We start from the raw sequence: 14,780 nt of genomic DNA, 5'->3' as shown, positions 1-14,780 counted from the left end.
CGAAAACGGCCAGTGGGCGGGGCGGGTGCTCCGTATCATGCCCCCATGACACCCGACACCATCGCCCTCCAACCCGATGCCTGCTACCTGGCACTGAAGGCCCGCGATGCCCGGTTTGACGGCTGCTTTTTCACCGGGGTGACCAGCACCGGCATCTATTGCCGCCCGGTGTGCAAGGTGCGCACCCCCAAACGGGAAAACTGCCGCTTTTTTGGCCTGGCCGCCCAGGCGGAAAGCGCGGGTTTTCGCCCCTGCCTGCGGTGTCGGCCCGAGCTGGCCCCCGGCTCGCTGGTGTGGTCCACCCAGGATGCCAGTCGCATCCTGGCCTTGCAGGCCGCCCGCCTGCTGGACGAGCCCGAAGCCTGGGACGCCGAGCCCCCCACGGTCGCGGCCCTGGCCCGTCGGCTGGGCGTGAGCGACCGGCACCTGCGCCGCCTGTTCGAGACCCAGTTGGGCGTCACCCCCATGCAGTACCTGCACACCCGGCGCCTGCTGAGCGCCAAGCAACTGCTGGCCGACACCGACCTGCCCGTGGCCGAGGTGGCGCTGGCCAGCGGGTTTGCCAGCGTTCGGCGGTTCAACACGGCCTTTGCCTCCCATTACGGGCTCAACCCCAGCGCCTTGCGCCGCACCGTGCGGCACACGCCCGCGCTTCACTCCACCGCCACCACGTCCATCCGGCTGGCCTTCCGGCCACCCTACGACATCGACGCCATGCTGGACTTTTTCCGCCAACGGCAGCTCGCGGGGGTGGAATGGGTGTCGCCCCCCGGTGCTGCGCCCCAATGGGGCCGCACCCTCCAGTTGGCATCGGGGGGCCGCACCTGGACCGGTTGGGTGATGGCCCGCTTCGACGCCGAGCGGCATGGCGTCGTGGCCGAGGTGGCCGACAGCCTCCGGCCCGTGCTGCCCCTGGTGATCCGCCGCTTGCGCGCCACCCTGGACCTGGACGCCGACCCCAAGGCCATCAACGCGGTGCTTCACCCCGCGTTTCCCGAGGGCGACGGCCTGCGTGTGCCCGGAACCCTGGACGGCTTTGAGCTGGCCGTGCGCGCCGTGCTGGGGCAGCAAATCACCGTGGCGGCGGCCCGGACCTTGGCACTGCGGCTGGTGGCGGCAGTCGGCGAGCCCATCACCACGCCCCACCCCGAACTGAATCGCCTGTTCCCCACCGCAACGGCGTTGCTGGACCTGGGCGCATCCGCCCTGGGTGAGCTGGGCATCGTGCGCCAGCGGCAGGCCGCCATCCTGGCCTTGGCGCAAGCGGTGTCGCAACAGACGCTGGCCCTCCATGGGGGTGCACCCGTGCACGACACGGTGGCGGCCCTGACACAACTGCCCGGTGTGGGCGACTGGACGGCCCAATACATCGCCATGCGGGCCTTGCGCTGGCCCGACGCCTTTCCCGCTGGTGACGTGGCGCTGCACACGGCCTTGCGCATTCCCAAAGGCCCCGGGGCCGCACGCCAGGCCCAAGCCCTGTCCGCCCCCTGGAAGCCCTGGCGCAGCTACGCCGTGGTTCGCGCCTGGGCATCGGCTTCCCCTTCTCTCCCCAAGGTTCCAACGCCATGAAACTTGCCCCCGACACCGTGCTGCTGCGTCACCTCACGCCCCTGGGGCCGGTGACCTTGGCCGCCACCGACCACGGTCTGGCCGGGTTGTGGTTCGAGGGTCAACGGCATCACCCAGACCTGTCGCCCTTTGCCGTCGTGTCGCAACACCCGCTGCTGACCCCGTTGTGCACCCAGCTGGACGCTTACTTTGCGGGTCGGCCCTGGGAGGCTTTGCCCCCGCTGGACTTGCGCGGTGGCACGCCGTTCCAACAACAGGTGTGGCAAGCGCTGCTGGCCATTGGCCCGGGACAGCATGCCACGTATGGCGCGGTGGCCCAGCGCATGGGGTGCCCGGCGGCGGTGCGGGCCGTGGGTGCGGCCATCGGACGCAACCCCATCAGCATCGTGGTGCCGTGTCACCGGGTGCTGGGCGGCAACGGCCAGTTGACGGGTTATGCCGGAGGCTTGGACCGCAAGCGTCACCTGCTGGTGTTGGAGGGGGTGTTGTGAGCGCAAACCGTTCGGGTCCAAGGGGTTGGCTGGCTGACTTTGTGTGGCTGGGGGCCATTTGGGGTTCGTCGTTCCTGTTCATGCGGCAGGCCTCGGTGGAGTTCGGCCCGCTGCCCACCGCCGCCTTGCGCGTGGCCATCGCCACCCTGTTTTTGCTGCCCTGGGTGTGGTGGCGGGGTTTGCTGCCGGTGCTGCGCCAGCACTGGCGCCCGGTGCTGGGGGTGGGCATGCTGAACTCGGGCATCCCGTTTGCGTGTTACTCGTTTGCCCTGCTGCACATTTCCACCGGCCTGTCGTCCATCCTCAACGCCACGGTGCCGTTGTTTGGCGCCGTCATCGCCTGGGCCTGGCTCCACGACCGCCCGTCAGCGCCGCGCGTGGTGGGTTTGTTCATCGGGTTTGGAGGTGTGTTGATGCTGGCTTGGGGCCAGGCCGGCTTCAAGGGTGAATCGAACCCCCACGCCTTTTGGGCGGTGCTGGCCTGCCTGGTGGCCACGTTCTGCTACGGATTGGCGGCCAGCTTCACCAAAAAACACCTTCAAGGCATTCCGCCACTGGTCACCGCCACGGGCAGCCAACTGGGGGCCACCCTGGGCCTGGCCTTGCCCGCCGGTGTGTGGGCACCCAGCCATTGGCCAAGCACCACCGCGTGGCTGGCGTTGCTGGCCGTGGGCGTGTTGTGCACCGGGGTGGCCTACATCCTGTACTTCCGCCTGATCGAATCCGCTGGACCGGCGCGGGCGTTGACCGTGACCTTTCTGGTGCCGGTGTTTGCCATTGCCTACGGCGTGGTGCTGCTGAACGAACAGGTCACGCTGGCCATGGTGGGCTGGGGTGGTGTGATTCTGCTGGGCACGGGCTTGTCGTCGGGGGTGATCAGCCTACGCCGCGCGCGGTGAAATCGGCGCAGAAAACAAAAAACCCTTGCAGGCAGAACCTGCAAGGGTTTTGTGCTGGTGGAGGTAAGCGGGATCGAACCGCTGACCTCTTGCATGCCATGCAAGCGCTCTCCCAGCTGAGCTATACCCCCAACGATGACTGGCGGAGTGGACGGGGCTCGAACCCGCGACCCCCGGCGTGACAGGCCGGTATTCTGACCAACTGAACTACCACTCCTGGCAGGCGGTCTTCGCTTGCAGATGCAAGCCAAGCGACCACAAACTTGGCGACCCTACGGGGATTCGAACCCCGGTACTCACCGTGAAAGGGTGATGTCCTAGGCCTCTAGACGATAGGGTCAAATAGGACGCAAATTGTTGGCGGAGTGGACGGGGCTCGAACCCGCGACCCCCGGCGTGACAGGCCGGTATTCTAACCAACTGAACTACCACTCCTGGTGGCGACCCTACGGGGATTCGAACCCCGGTACTCACCGTGAAAGGGTGATGTCCTAGGCCTCTAGACGATAGGGTCAAACCTAGAAAACTGTTTGCCTTGTTTGCGAAAACCGTTTGGTGGAGGTAAGCGGGATCGAACCGCTGACCTCTTGCATGCCATGCAAGCGCTCTCCCAGCTGAGCTATACCCCCAAGGGCAGGTTTTCTGCAAACATGCTTTGAAAAAGCTGCCTTTCGACTGCTCAACCGCTGCACATCAGCAAGACCAAGATTCTATATCGAATTTCAGAACTTTTGAAGCCTTGCCACAGTTTTTTCACGACCTTGCAGCAACAGCACCGCATCCACCGACGGGGTTTGCGGTGTGCCCATGACCAGCACACGCACGGGCATGGCCAGTTGGGGCATCTTCAAACCACACTCAGTGAGCGTCTGCTTGATGGCGGCGGCAATGGCCTCCTTGGTCCATTCGGCGGCAGACAGCTTCTGTGCCAAGGCGGCCAGGGCCGGTTTGATGGCGTCGGTGACGTGCTGGGCCAGGTCTTCGGCCTTGGGGCTCACGTCGGCATAGAAGGCTTGCGCCCAGTCGGCCAGCGCCACCACGGTGTCGCAGCGGTCCTTGAACAGGGCGCAGATGGCCTCCAGGCGGTCGTCCGCGGTCAGGCCGCGTTTGGCCAGTTGCGCGGCCACCAGCGGGGCCAGCTGGGCGTCGGGCATCAGCTTCATGTGCTGGGCGTTGACCCAACGCAGCTTGGCTTCGTCGAACCGGGCTGCGCTGCTGCCCAGGTGGTCCAGGTTGAACCACTGCAGGAACTGCTCGCGGCTGAAGATTTCGTCGTCGCCGTGGCTCCAGCCCAGGCGAGCCAGGTAGTTGACCATGGCATCGGGCAGGAAGCCATCGTCGCGGTACTGGGTGACGGGCTTGGCGCCATGGCGCTTGCTCATCTTTTCGCCCTGCTCGTTCAGCACGGTGGGCAGGTGGGCGTACACCGGCGGCTCGTGGCCCAGCGCACGGAAGATGTGGATCTGGCGCGGCGTGTTGTTGACGTGGTCGTCCCCGCGGATGACGTGGGTGATGCCCATGTCGATGTCGTCCACCACCACGCAGAAGTTGTAGGTGGGCGTTCCGTCGGGACGGGCAATGACCAGGTCATCCAGCTCGGCGTTGCTGAACTCCACACGGCCCTTGACCTTGTCGTCCCAGGCCACCACACCGTCGATGGGGTTGCGAAACCGCAGCACCGGTTGCACACCCTCCGGCACCGGCGGCAGCACCTTGCCCGGCTCGGGCCGCCAGGTGCCGTCGTAGCGGGGCTTTTCCTTGTTGGCCATCTGGCGCTCGCGCAGGGCGTCCAGCTCGGCCACGCTCATGTAGCAGGGGTAGACCAGGCCCTTGGCCTGCATGTCGGCCAGCACCGCCTTGTAGCGGTCCATGCGCTGCATTTGGTAGAACGGGCCTTCGTCGTGGTTCAGGCCCAGCCAGGCCATGCCTTCGAGGATGACGTCCACCGCGGCCTGAGAAGACCGCTCCAGGTCGGTGTCCTCGATGCGCAGGATGAAATCGCCGCCCGTGGAGCGGGCAAAGGCCCACGGGTACAAGGCCGAACGGATGTTGCCCAGGTGGATGAAACCAGTGGGCGACGGTGCAAACCGGGTGCGGGTGCGTTGTGTCATGAATCAATCACAAGGTGTCCAGACCGCGGGCCAGGTCGGCCCGCACGTCTTCAGGGTGTTCCAGGCCGACCGCCACGCGGATCAGCCCCTGTCCAATGCCGGCGGCCTGGCGCTGCGCCTCGGTCAGCTTGCCGTGCGAGGTGCTGGCCGGGTGCGCCACCAGGGTCTTGGTGTCGCCCAGGTTGGTGCACAGCGACAGGGTCTTCATGCTGTCCAGCACATGGAAGGCACGCTGGCGGGCCTGCTCGGCGTTGTCGGCCTTGACCTCGAACGACAGCACCGCCCCCCCGGCGGACATCTGCCGCATGGCCAGTTCGTGCTGCGGGTGACTGGGCAAACCGGGGTAGTACACCCGGGCCACCGCGGGGTGGGACTCCATCCACGCGGCCAGTTCCAGGGCCAGGGCGCTTTGGGCGCGCATGCGCAGGTCCAGCGTTTCCAAACCCTTGAGCACCACCCAGGCGTTGAAGGGCGACAGGATCATGCCGCTGTTCTTCTGCACGGGCAGGAACTTCTCGTTGACCATCTGCGCCGTGGCGCACAAGGACCCGGCCATGACCCGCCCCTGCCCGTCCAGGTACTTGGTGCCGGAGTGCATGACGATGTCGGCCCCCAGCTCGATGGGGCGCTGCAAGGCGGGACTGGCAAAGCTGTTGTCCACCGCCAGCCAGGCCCCGGCGTTGTGGGCGATGTCGGCCAACGCGGCGATGTCGCACACCTCGGTCAGCGGGTTGGTGGGGGTTTCGGCAAACAGCAGCCGGGTGTTGGGCCGGATGGCCTGTGCCCAGGCCTGAACGTCGGTCTGCGACACCACCGAGGTTTCCACGCCAAAGCGGCCAAACTCCGAGCCGATGAGCTTGAGCGTGGAGCCGAACATCGACTGCGAAATGATGACGTGGTCCCCCGCCTTCAGCAGGCTGAAGCACATCAGCATGATGGCCGCCATGCCCGACGCGGTGGCCATGGCCGCCTCGCTGCCTTCCAGGGCCGCCAGGCGCTGTTCGAACGCGGTGAGCGTGGGGTTGCCCGAACGGCCGTAGGTGTAGCCCTCCTCCTCGCCCGCAAAGCGGCGGGCCGAGGTGGTGGCGTCGGGCTGCAAAAAGCCACTGCTCAGGTACAGCGCCTCGGAGTTTTCACCGTACTGGGACGGCTCCACCCCGGCACGCACGGCCAGGGTCTGGCGGTGCAGCGACAGGGCGTCATCGGGCCGGGTCATTTCAGGACTCCTGGGCGTTGGGCAGCGCCAGACGGGAGGTGTCTTCCAGCGCTTCCTGGTCGGTCACGCGGGCCTCGTTCAGGCGCTCGATGTCACCGGCGGTGATGTCGCCCGTGCAGTACACGCCGTCAAAACACGATGCATCAAAACCATTCAGGCTGGGGTTCAGCGCCAGGATGGCCTGCTTCATGGCGTCCACATCCTGGTAGATGAGGGCATCACAGCCAATGATCTGGCGGATCTCGTCCACCGTGCGGCCATGGGCCACCAGCTCGCTGGCGGTGGGCATGTCGATGCCGTAGACGTTGGGGTAACGCACCGGTGGTGCGGCACTGGCCATGTAGACCTTGTTGGCCCCGGCGTCACGCGCCATCTGCACGATTTCGCGGCTGGTGGTGCCGCGGACGATGGAATCATCCACCAGCAGCACGTTGCGGCCCTTGAACTCGCTGGCAATGACGTTGAGCTTCTGGCGCACCGACTTCTTGCGCACGCCCTGCCCCGGCATGATGAAGGTCCGCCCCACATAGCGGTTCTTCACAAACCCCTCGCGGTAGGGACGGCCCAGCAGCTGCGCCAACTGCATGGCGCTGGGACGGGACGACTCAGGGATGGGAATGACCACGTCAATCTGGTCAGGCGGCACGGTGGAAATGACGCGCTTGGCCAGCGTCTCGCCCATGTTGAGCCGGGCTTGGTAGACCGAAATGCCGTCCATCACCGAGTCGGGCCGAGCCAGGTACACGTACTCGAACACACAGGGGTAGTGCTTGGGCGCATCGGCACACGCGGCCTGGTGGACCTTGCCTTCCAGGTCGATGAACACGGCTTCGCCGGGCGCAATGTCACGGTCGAACACCATGCCCACGCCCTCCAGCGCCACCGATTCACTGGCCACGGCCTGGGTGCCGTCGGCCCCATGGCCGATGCACAGCGGACGGATGCCAAACGGGTCGCGGAACGCCACCAGCCCGTGCCCGGCAATCAGCGCCACCACCGCGTAGGAACCGCGGATGCGGCGGTTCACACCCCGCACGGCCTCGAACACGTCGGCGGGCTTGAGCGGCAGGCCGCGCGTGGTGCGCTCCAGCTCGTGCGCCAGCACGTTCAGCAGCACCTCGGAATCGCTCTCGGTGTTGATGTGCCGGTGGTCGGTGCTGAACAGCTGCGACTTCAGCGCCTGCGCGTTGGTCAGGTTGCCGTTGTGCACCATGACGATGCCAAACGGTGCGTTCACGTAGAACGGCTGGGCCTCTTCCTCGCTGTGCGCGTTGCCCGCGGTGGGGTAACGCACTTGACCCAAACCGATGTTGCCCGGCAGCGCCCGCATGTTGCGGGTGCGGAACACGTCACGCACCATGCCCTTGGCCTTGTGCATGTAGAACTTGCGACCGTCCTGGGTGGCAATGCCTGCCGCATCCTGCCCCCGATGTTGCAAGAGCAGCAAAGCGTCATAAATCAGCTGATTGACCGGGGCGTTGCTGACCACGCCAATGATTCCACACATGTCAGTCCAAGACCTTTTCAAGTTCTTCCGGCAACCATCTCTTGCCGTAATCTGCAGCCTTGAGCAGCCAAGGGCCACTCGCCGACTGCACCCACACATCCTGCTTGGCCAGCGGCGTTGCACCGGCCACCAGTCCAACGATGATCAGAATCAGCGTGGCCCTGGCCATGCCGAACACCATGCCCAAGCTGCGGTCCACAGGCCTGAGGCCCGACACACTCACCAGCTTGCGCACCAACCACGACAACAACCCCGCCGCAAACGCCGTGGCGATGAACAGGCCCGCAAAGGCCACCACCATGCGCAACTCGGGCGAAGCCCCATTCATGGGCAATTGACCCGCCACATCGGCGGCAAACAGGCGGGCCACCACAAAGGCCACCACCCATCCGCCCAACGAAAACAACTCGTACAGGAACCCGCGCCACGCGCCCAGCGCAATGGACAGCAGCGCCACCACGGCCACCGCCAGATCCAGGCCATTGAAGTTCATGCCCGGCCTTCCCTCAGCACCTGCCCACCCATGGTCCGCATGTTCACAGCGTCAGGATGGCCGCCGCCAAGCCCTGGGCCTTGGCCTTGGCCGCGGCCTTTTCAGCCTCGGCCCGGGTGGCAAAAGGCCCCAGGCGAACCCGGGTACGCTTGCCTTCGGGCGTCTGGGCCACATGGGTGTAGGTCTTCAGGCCCACACGCTCCAGCTTGAGGCGCGCGGCCTGCGCGGCATCGGTTTCGGCAAAGGCCCCCACCTGAACGATGAAGCGCGCCGCGGCGGCATCCCCCGCCGGGGTGGCTGCCGCCGAAGCGGGCTTGCCCTCCAGCAATGCCTGGGCGCGAGCCGCGTCATCGGGCTTCTTGGGGGCGGGCGGCGGCTCCTTGGGTGCAGCCTCCTTGGCAGGAGGTTCTTTCTTGGCGACCGCTTCCTTGGCCGGAACGGGTTTGGCCGGTTCAGGCTTGACGGGTGCAGGGGCCTTGGCAGGCGCTTCCACCTTGGCGGGGGCCTCTGTCTTGGCAACGGGCTCGGCCTTGGCCGGGGTGGCCACCGCGGCGGCCTTGGGGGCTGCGCCGCTGTCGATCAGCACCTCTTCCTTGTCGGCACTGGCCACGGCGGTGGGGGCCGTCGATTCGGTGGCCCCCGACACCACCGCAGGCGTGTCCACCTGCAGGGGCTTGGCGGCCTTGCGCGACGGGATTTCGATGGGGATGTCCACCGGCACGGGCCGGGGTTGGGTGTCGAACAGCAGCGGGAACACCAGCACCGCCGCCAGCACCAGCACCGACACGCCGATCAGGCGGTGCTTGGCCCGCTGCCGCACCACCTCGACGCTGGGTGGGGAATCGGGGGGGACCACAGAGCGGGACTTGGACATGCGGTTGGGGTTCAAAAAGCGGAAAAAGCGCCCATCTGCGCCACGAAAAGCACCGGGCGAAGACGTCAGCGCTGCAAATGCTTGGCCGCCAGGCGGGGGGTGCCGTCGAGCAAAACCCCGCCCACGGTGAAGAACGATCCAAAGACCACGATTCTATCAGTGGGGTCTGCCGCGGCCACCGCCGCCTCCAGCGCCTGCTGGGGGCTGGCAAAGCAACCCGCCAGCTTGTCTGGGGCCACGCCCGCGCCTTCCAAGCGCTCGGCCAGCCGCGCCGCCGTCTCGGCCCGCGGGGTGGGCAGGTCGGTCAGGTACCAGCGGTCGATGATGGGGGCCACCTTGGCCAGCATGGCGGGCAGGTCCTTGTCGGCCATGGCCCCGAACACCGCGTGTGTGGCCGGGTAAAAGCCCATCGCGTCCAGGTTGAGCGCCAGCGCCGCCACCGAATGCGGGTTGTGCGCCACGTCCAGCACCAGGGCGGGCTCGCCGGGAACAATCTGGAAGCGCCCAGGCCAATCCACCATGGCCAGGCCGTTGCGCACCGCCTGGGCGGTGACCGGCAGGCGCTCGCGCAGCGCCTCCAGCACCGCCAGCACGCCCGAGGCGTTGAGCAGCTGGTTGGCCCCCCGCAGCGCCGGGTAGGCCAGGCCGCTGTAACGCCGCCCGCCACGGGGGGCGGCGGCCTTCCAGCCCCATTGCTGCTTGTCGCCTTCAAACCCGAAATCGACGCCCGAGACCCACAGGTCGGCCTCGATCTCGGTGGCCCGGTCGCGCACCGACTGCGGGGGCGACGGGTCGCTGACCACCGCGGCCCGACCGGTGCGCAAAATGCCCGCCTTCTCGAAGCCGATGGCCTCGCGGGTGTGGCCCAAAAATTCGGTGTGGTCGATGTCGATGCTGGTGATGACGGCGCAGTCGGCATCCACGATGTTGACCGCGTCCAGCCGCCCGCCCAGCCCCACCTCCAGAATGGCCACATCCAGCCCCGCCTGCGCCAGCACCCACAGGATGGCCAACGTGGTGAACTCGAAGTAACTCAGGCTCACCTCGGCCTGATTTTTTGAATGATTTTGGCACCTAGCGCTTTCAACAAAAGCGAAAGCAGCTATCAAATTTGCATCATCCACCGGTACACCGTCGATGCGGCAACGCTCGTTGAAGTGCACCAGGTGCGGCGAGCTGTACACCCCCGCCCGGTAACCGGCCTGCTGGTAGATGGCGGCCAGCATGGCGCAGGTGGAGCCCTTGCCGTTGGTGCCCGCCACCACCACCGTGGGGCAGGGCCAGGGGTTGTTCAGGCCCATGCGTTCGGCCACGGTGCGCACGCGCTCCAGCCCCATGTCGATGGTGGCGGGGTGAATGCGTTCGATGTAGCCCAGCCAGTCGGCCAGCGTTGCGTCAGGACCAGGGGATGCAGGAGGGTGCGAAAACAGCGACATGCCGCGATTGTCTCAGCCGCCCACCGGGCTTTGGCAAGGCAGCGAGAATGCCCCGCATGATCACCCTCTACGGCATTCCCAACTGCGACACCGTCAAGAAAGCCCGCACCTGGATGCAGGCCCAGGGCCTGACGGTGGCGTTTCACGACTTCAAGAAACAAGGCGTTCCCGCCGACGAACTGGCCCGCTGGGTGCAGCAACTGGGCTGGGAGGCGGTGCTCAACCGCAAAGGCACCACCTGGCGGCAGCTGGACGAGGCCACCCGCACCGGCGTGGTGGACGCCGCCAGCGCCCAGGCCGTGATGCTGGCCCACCCCAGCACCATCAAACGCCCGGTGGTGGCGTGGGCCCGCGGGCTGACCGTGGGCTTTGTGCCGGAGAAGTGGGCGGCGTTGGGGTGAGTCGGGCTGGAGCCGGGTTTGGGGTGTGGCCCACCTAAAATCACGGGTTTGCCCATTTCCTTCCACCAAAGCATTCACCCATGACCACCACCCGCATCGACGGCGTCTCCGTCACCACCCAGGCCAATGTGTATTTCGACGGCAAGTGCGTCAGCCACGGCATCACGTTCCCGGATGGCACCAAGAAGTCGGTGGGCGTCATCCTGCCCGCCACCCTCACCTTCAACACCGGCTCGCCTGAAATCATGGAATGCGTGGCTGGCAGCTGCGACTACCTGCTGGACGGTGCCGACACCTGGGTGACCAGCGGCGCGGGCGAACGCTTCAGCGTGCCGGGCAATGCCAAGTTCCAGATCCGCGTGACCGAAGGCCACGCCGCGTACCACTACATCTGCCACTTTGGTTGATGCGTCGGTCCATCATCAATTTTCATAGCTGTTCGCGCTTGATTTGAAAGCGCTGGAGCCATTTTTCATGTCCAACACCATCCTCGAAAACATCCCCACCGGCCAAAAAGTGGGCATCGCCTTCTCCGGCGGGCTGGACACCAGCGCCGCCCTGTTGTGGATGCGCAAGAAGGGCGCCGTGCCCTACGCCTACACCGCCAACCTGGGCCAGCCCGACGAGACCGACTACGACGCCATTCCCCGCAAGGCCATGGCCTACGGCGCGGAAAAGGCTCGCCTGATCGACTGCCGCCAGCAGCTGGTGGCCGAAGGCATTGCCGCCATCCAGAGCAACGCCTTCCACATCAGCACCGGCGGCATCACCTACTTCAACACCACCCCGCTGGGCCGCGCCGTGACCGGCACCATGCTGGTGGCCGCCATGAAGGAAGACGATGTGCACATCTGGGGTGACGGCTCCACCTTCAAGGGCAACGACATCGAGCGCTTCTACCGCTACGGCCTGCTGACCAACCCCAGCCTGAAGATCTACAAGCCCTGGCTGGACCAGACCTTCATCGACGAGCTGGGCGGTCGCAAGGAGATGAGTGAATTCCTCATCGCCAACGGCTTCGACTACAAGATGAGCGTGGAAAAGGCCTACAGCACCGACAGCAACCTGCTGGGTGCCACCCACGAGGCCAAGGACCTGGAGCACCTGGACAGCGGCATCCGCATCGTCAGCCCCATCATGGGCAGCGCCTTCTGGAAGCCCGAGGTGGACGTGAAGGCCGAGGAAGTGCGCGTGCGCTTTGTCGAAGGCCGCCCCGTGGCCCTGAACGGCGTGGAGTACACCGACGCCGTGGAACTGATGCTGGAGGCCAACCGCATCGGTGGCCGCCACGGTCTGGGCATGAGCGACCAGATCGAGAACCGCATCATCGAAGCCAAGAGCCGCGGCATTTACGAAGCCCCTGGCATGGCGCTGCTGCACATTGCCTACGAACGCCTGGTGACCGGCATCCACAACGAAGACACCATCGAGCAGTACCGCGTCAACGGCCTGAAGCTGGGCCGCCTGCTGTACCAAGGCCGCTGGTTCGACCCGCAAGCCCTGATGCTGCGCGAAACCGCCCAACGCTGGGTGGCCCGCGCCATCACCGGCGAGGTGACGCTGGAGCTGCGCCGCGGCAACGACTACAGCATCGTCAACACCGAGTCGCCCAACCTGACCTACGCGCCCGAGCGCCTGTCCATGGAAAAGGTGGAAAACGCGCCGTTCACGCCGCTGGACCGCATTGGCCAGCTGACCATGCGCAACCTGGACATCACCGACACCCGCGCCAAGCTGGGCGTGTACACACAAAGCGGCCTGCTGACCGCAGGCGACGGCACGGAGATGCTGCGCATCGAGCGCTGACACCTCTTTTTGCCCCCCGGTGCGTGCCGGGTGGGCAGCCCTGCCACTGGGGGTGGGTCACGGGCGCGAGGGCCTACGGCATACTTTCAAATTCATAGCTGCTATCGCTTTCAAAAAAAGCGACAGCAGCTTTTTTATTGGTTATTTATATTTGGGGCAGTTGGTCGCGCCCCGGGGAAACATCTGATGACCTGACCTGGTCGCACAAAGCTGCCCGTCGAACGCGGAGACACCTAAATGAGGTTCCGCCACGGTGTCATAAATCGGCAACCTGCCCTCCAACCGATTGGGCACAGCGCACGGCTTAGAACCGAGCTGAGCTTCGCACGACGATGAAATGGGACTTCGGTATCACCCCCGTGGGGTAGACGATGCTCGCAAATCGCTGATCAGACAGCCTGCGGCACCCCGAACTTCGCACGAAGCTCCACGTCCATTGCGTTTCGCTCGGCTTTGATGTCGATCTCGTCTGGCACCTGAATGTTCAGATCCTGCAATTTTTTCAGCGTAGCCCAGGCTTTGTAGTCGTGGAAGGGATTCAATCCCATCACGTTGCCGAGCTGCGGGTCTGCAGTACCCACCTTCGGCGAGATCCTTGCGAAGTCCGCGATCGCCTTGCCAATGTCCCAGTCTCGCCCGAATAACAGTAACGCTGAGAATGCAAGCACGCTGCTTGCCCCAACGTCCTTGGCAGCTTTCAACGGGGGGTGGGTATGAGCGATGAACTCCGACAAGGCCAGTGTCTTCCCGTACTCTGAGGCCAGCACTGTGGGATTGAAAACGGACCTACCGGCGTAGCGCTTGGCCAGGCTTTCAGACCGCTTTCCGACCTCGCCGTATATGGCAATCCGCTCATCCCTCAATGCGCGCATGTTCGCTTCGTGCTGGGGGTAGCGGGCCTGGACCAGACGAGCGGCCTGAGCCTCCCAGTCGAAATTGGGCAGTGCGGCGACCTCTGGCGTGATGTCCACATCCGGCGGCAACGCGCCGCGAGAGCGAGATTCGTTCGCCACCAAGGCACAGATCCATGAATACGTTCGCGGATCCAGGGAAACCACGAACATCGATTCGGCCTTCTTTTTGAAAAACCAGTCACGCATTGAGCGGATCGAACCTTGGTTGAAGGTACCCATTTCGATCCCGGTGCACACCAGATCCCTCACCGCTCGCGTTAGCTTCGACTTTGACTCACCGAAAGCCACGAGGGTTTCGGGCACGGCATTCGCCGTTTCGGGGTTGGCGTAGTCGCAAACGGGATGGTGACCCGGCGTCGTGAATCTGAAAAATGACTGCCTTCTGGGCTTACCGGACTTGCCGACGACGGCGGCACGAACGACTTCGGCACCTGTCGTCGAGCAGTCTGGGCACTTGAGATCGGCGCGAAGATGGGCACGCCACGCATCCGGAATCTTCTCAACGGACGCGTAGGCTTGACCAGTTTCTACACCGAGCCTTTCCAAAATTTGGTCTACATCAAACTCGCCGGAGCGGGAAATTGAGAAGGCTGTTAGCGGCATGGTTCTCCCTTTCGAGATAAATCTTAGCTCGATGAAAATAGATGATCGCCACCGAGGTTGGTAGCGCCCGTTGCTGACCGTAGGGGCGCTTGTCGCCGTTGAGCGAACTACTGCGACTCCAGGCGACTAACGTCTCTGGCCACTCGTTGAAGAAGGGTCTCGGCTTCTCGGAGTTCCCGAATTGCGCGGGCAATGTTTGCCTCGCCCGGCGCAGCTTGTGCTGCCCTGCTCAACGCTCGCAAAGCATCTTCTACTGCACTGAGGGCATCTTTGACTCTTCGCTTGGCCGACATTGTGTTTCCTGTTTGAAGGGTGCAGCCACTCAGCCGCAAAGTCACTTTACCGCCCCAAGGCAAACAGGAGTTCGCCTCGCCTGACGGCCCATGGCCGACCCCAACCACCCGAAACGGTTCGGACTACATCCCTCCAGCACAACCCGATGCCCGGGCAGCCGTTC

13 protein-coding genes and 6 tRNA genes are annotated in these 14,780 nt (G+C 65.1%); 6 read left to right on the top strand and 13 right to left on the bottom strand.

The features are described 5' to 3' along the window. Positions 1-45: 45 nt before the first annotated feature. The 3 genes from ACYVB7_RS15975 to ACYVB7_RS15965 are packed head-to-tail and all read left to right on the top strand — an operon-like array spanning position 46 to position 2,962. Complete coding sequence (locus ACYVB7_RS15975) at positions 46-1,572, top strand: DNA-3-methyladenine glycosylase 2 family protein (RefSeq protein WP_460509433.1); 1,527 nt, start codon at positions 46-48, stop codon at positions 1,570-1,572. Further along, positions 1,569-2,063: a methylated-DNA--[protein]-cysteine S-methyltransferase gene (locus ACYVB7_RS15970; protein ID WP_460509432.1), complete on the top strand. Its 495-nt coding sequence runs from the start codon at positions 1,569-1,571 to the stop codon at positions 2,061-2,063. Before ACYVB7_RS15975 ends, ACYVB7_RS15970 begins: the two co-directional genes overlap by 4 nt. After that, positions 2,060-2,962, top strand: coding sequence for a DMT family transporter (locus tag ACYVB7_RS15965; protein ID WP_460509430.1), 903 nt, complete (start codon positions 2,060-2,062; stop codon positions 2,960-2,962). Before ACYVB7_RS15970 ends, ACYVB7_RS15965 begins: the two co-directional genes overlap by 4 nt. 55 nt (positions 2,963-3,017) lie before the next feature. Here the strand turns inward: ACYVB7_RS15965 and ACYVB7_RS15960 are convergent. The 12 genes from ACYVB7_RS15960 to folC form a co-directional block, all read right to left on the bottom strand. Beyond that, a tRNA-Ala gene (locus tag ACYVB7_RS15960) sits at positions 3,018-3,093 on the bottom strand. Between the two features lie 9 nt (positions 3,094-3,102). Continuing rightward, a tRNA-Asp gene (locus ACYVB7_RS15955) sits at positions 3,103-3,179 on the bottom strand. Positions 3,180-3,226: 47 nt separating this feature from the next. Further along, positions 3,227-3,302, bottom strand: a tRNA-Glu gene (locus tag ACYVB7_RS15950). 18 nt (positions 3,303-3,320) lie between these two features. Next, positions 3,321-3,397: transfer RNA gene (locus ACYVB7_RS15945), tRNA-Asp, on the bottom strand. Positions 3,398-3,400: 3 nt separating this feature from the next. Next, positions 3,401-3,476: transfer RNA gene (locus ACYVB7_RS15940), tRNA-Glu, on the bottom strand. Between the two features lie 39 nt (positions 3,477-3,515). After that, positions 3,516-3,591 (bottom strand) — tRNA-Ala (locus tag ACYVB7_RS15935). A gap of 93 nt (positions 3,592-3,684) precedes the next feature. Continuing rightward, a complete protein-coding gene (gltX, locus tag ACYVB7_RS15930; RefSeq protein WP_460509428.1) occupies positions 3,685-5,073 on the bottom strand; it encodes a glutamate--tRNA ligase in 1,389 nt (462 codons plus the stop codon). 7 nt (positions 5,074-5,080) lie between these two features. Then, positions 5,081-6,289 (bottom strand): PLP-dependent aminotransferase family protein, encoded by a 1,209-nt coding sequence (locus ACYVB7_RS15925; RefSeq protein WP_460509427.1) that lies wholly within the window; start codon positions 6,287-6,289, stop codon positions 5,081-5,083. Position 6,290: 1 nt separating this feature from the next. After that, positions 6,291-7,796: an amidophosphoribosyltransferase gene (purF, locus tag ACYVB7_RS15920; protein ID WP_460509425.1), complete on the bottom strand. Its 1,506-nt coding sequence runs from the start codon at positions 7,794-7,796 to the stop codon at positions 6,291-6,293. 1 nt (position 7,797) lies between these two features. Then, positions 7,798-8,289 carry a CvpA family protein gene (locus ACYVB7_RS15915; protein ID WP_460509424.1) on the bottom strand — a complete coding sequence of 164 codons (492 nt, stop codon included), beginning with the start codon at positions 8,287-8,289 and terminating at the stop codon, positions 7,798-7,800. 43 nt (positions 8,290-8,332) lie between these two features. Continuing rightward, entirely contained in the window at positions 8,333-9,163 is an 831-nt protein-coding gene (locus ACYVB7_RS15910; RefSeq protein ID WP_460509423.1) for an SPOR domain-containing protein, read from the bottom strand. Between the two features lie 65 nt (positions 9,164-9,228). Continuing rightward, on the bottom strand, positions 9,229-10,599 hold the full coding sequence (folC, locus tag ACYVB7_RS15905; RefSeq protein ID WP_460509422.1) for a bifunctional folylpolyglutamate synthase/dihydrofolate synthase: 1,371 nt from the start codon (positions 10,597-10,599) through the stop codon (positions 9,229-9,231). 56 nt (positions 10,600-10,655) lie between these two features. On the opposite strand from folC, the gene ACYVB7_RS15900 reads away from it, so the two are divergent. The 3 genes from ACYVB7_RS15900 (at position 10,656) to argG (ending at position 12,806) form a co-directional block, all read left to right on the top strand. Continuing rightward, entirely contained in the window at positions 10,656-11,000 is a 345-nt protein-coding gene (locus ACYVB7_RS15900) for an arsenate reductase (protein ID WP_460509420.1), read from the top strand. Between the two features lie 80 nt (positions 11,001-11,080). Continuing rightward, the gene (gene ppnP, locus ACYVB7_RS15895) at positions 11,081-11,407 is read left to right on the top strand and encodes a pyrimidine/purine nucleoside phosphorylase (protein ID WP_460509419.1); all 327 of its coding nucleotides are present in this window, start codon (positions 11,081-11,083) and stop codon (positions 11,405-11,407) included. A gap of 67 nt (positions 11,408-11,474) precedes the next feature. Then, complete coding sequence (gene argG / locus ACYVB7_RS15890) at positions 11,475-12,806, top strand: argininosuccinate synthase (RefSeq protein ID WP_460509418.1); 1,332 nt, start codon at positions 11,475-11,477, stop codon at positions 12,804-12,806. A 389-nt stretch (positions 12,807-13,195) separates the two neighbouring features. Here the strand turns inward: argG and ACYVB7_RS15885 are convergent, their stop codons facing one another. Then, positions 13,196-14,323, bottom strand: a complete 1,128-nt coding sequence (locus ACYVB7_RS15885; protein ID WP_460509417.1) for a hypothetical protein — start codon at positions 14,321-14,323, stop codon at positions 13,196-13,198. Between the last annotated feature and the right edge of the window lie 457 nt (positions 14,324-14,780).

This window comes from Hydrogenophaga soli (assembly GCF_054777695.1).
Note: the sequence above shows the minus strand (reverse complement) of the source record. Positions and strands in the feature narration are given on the sequence as shown.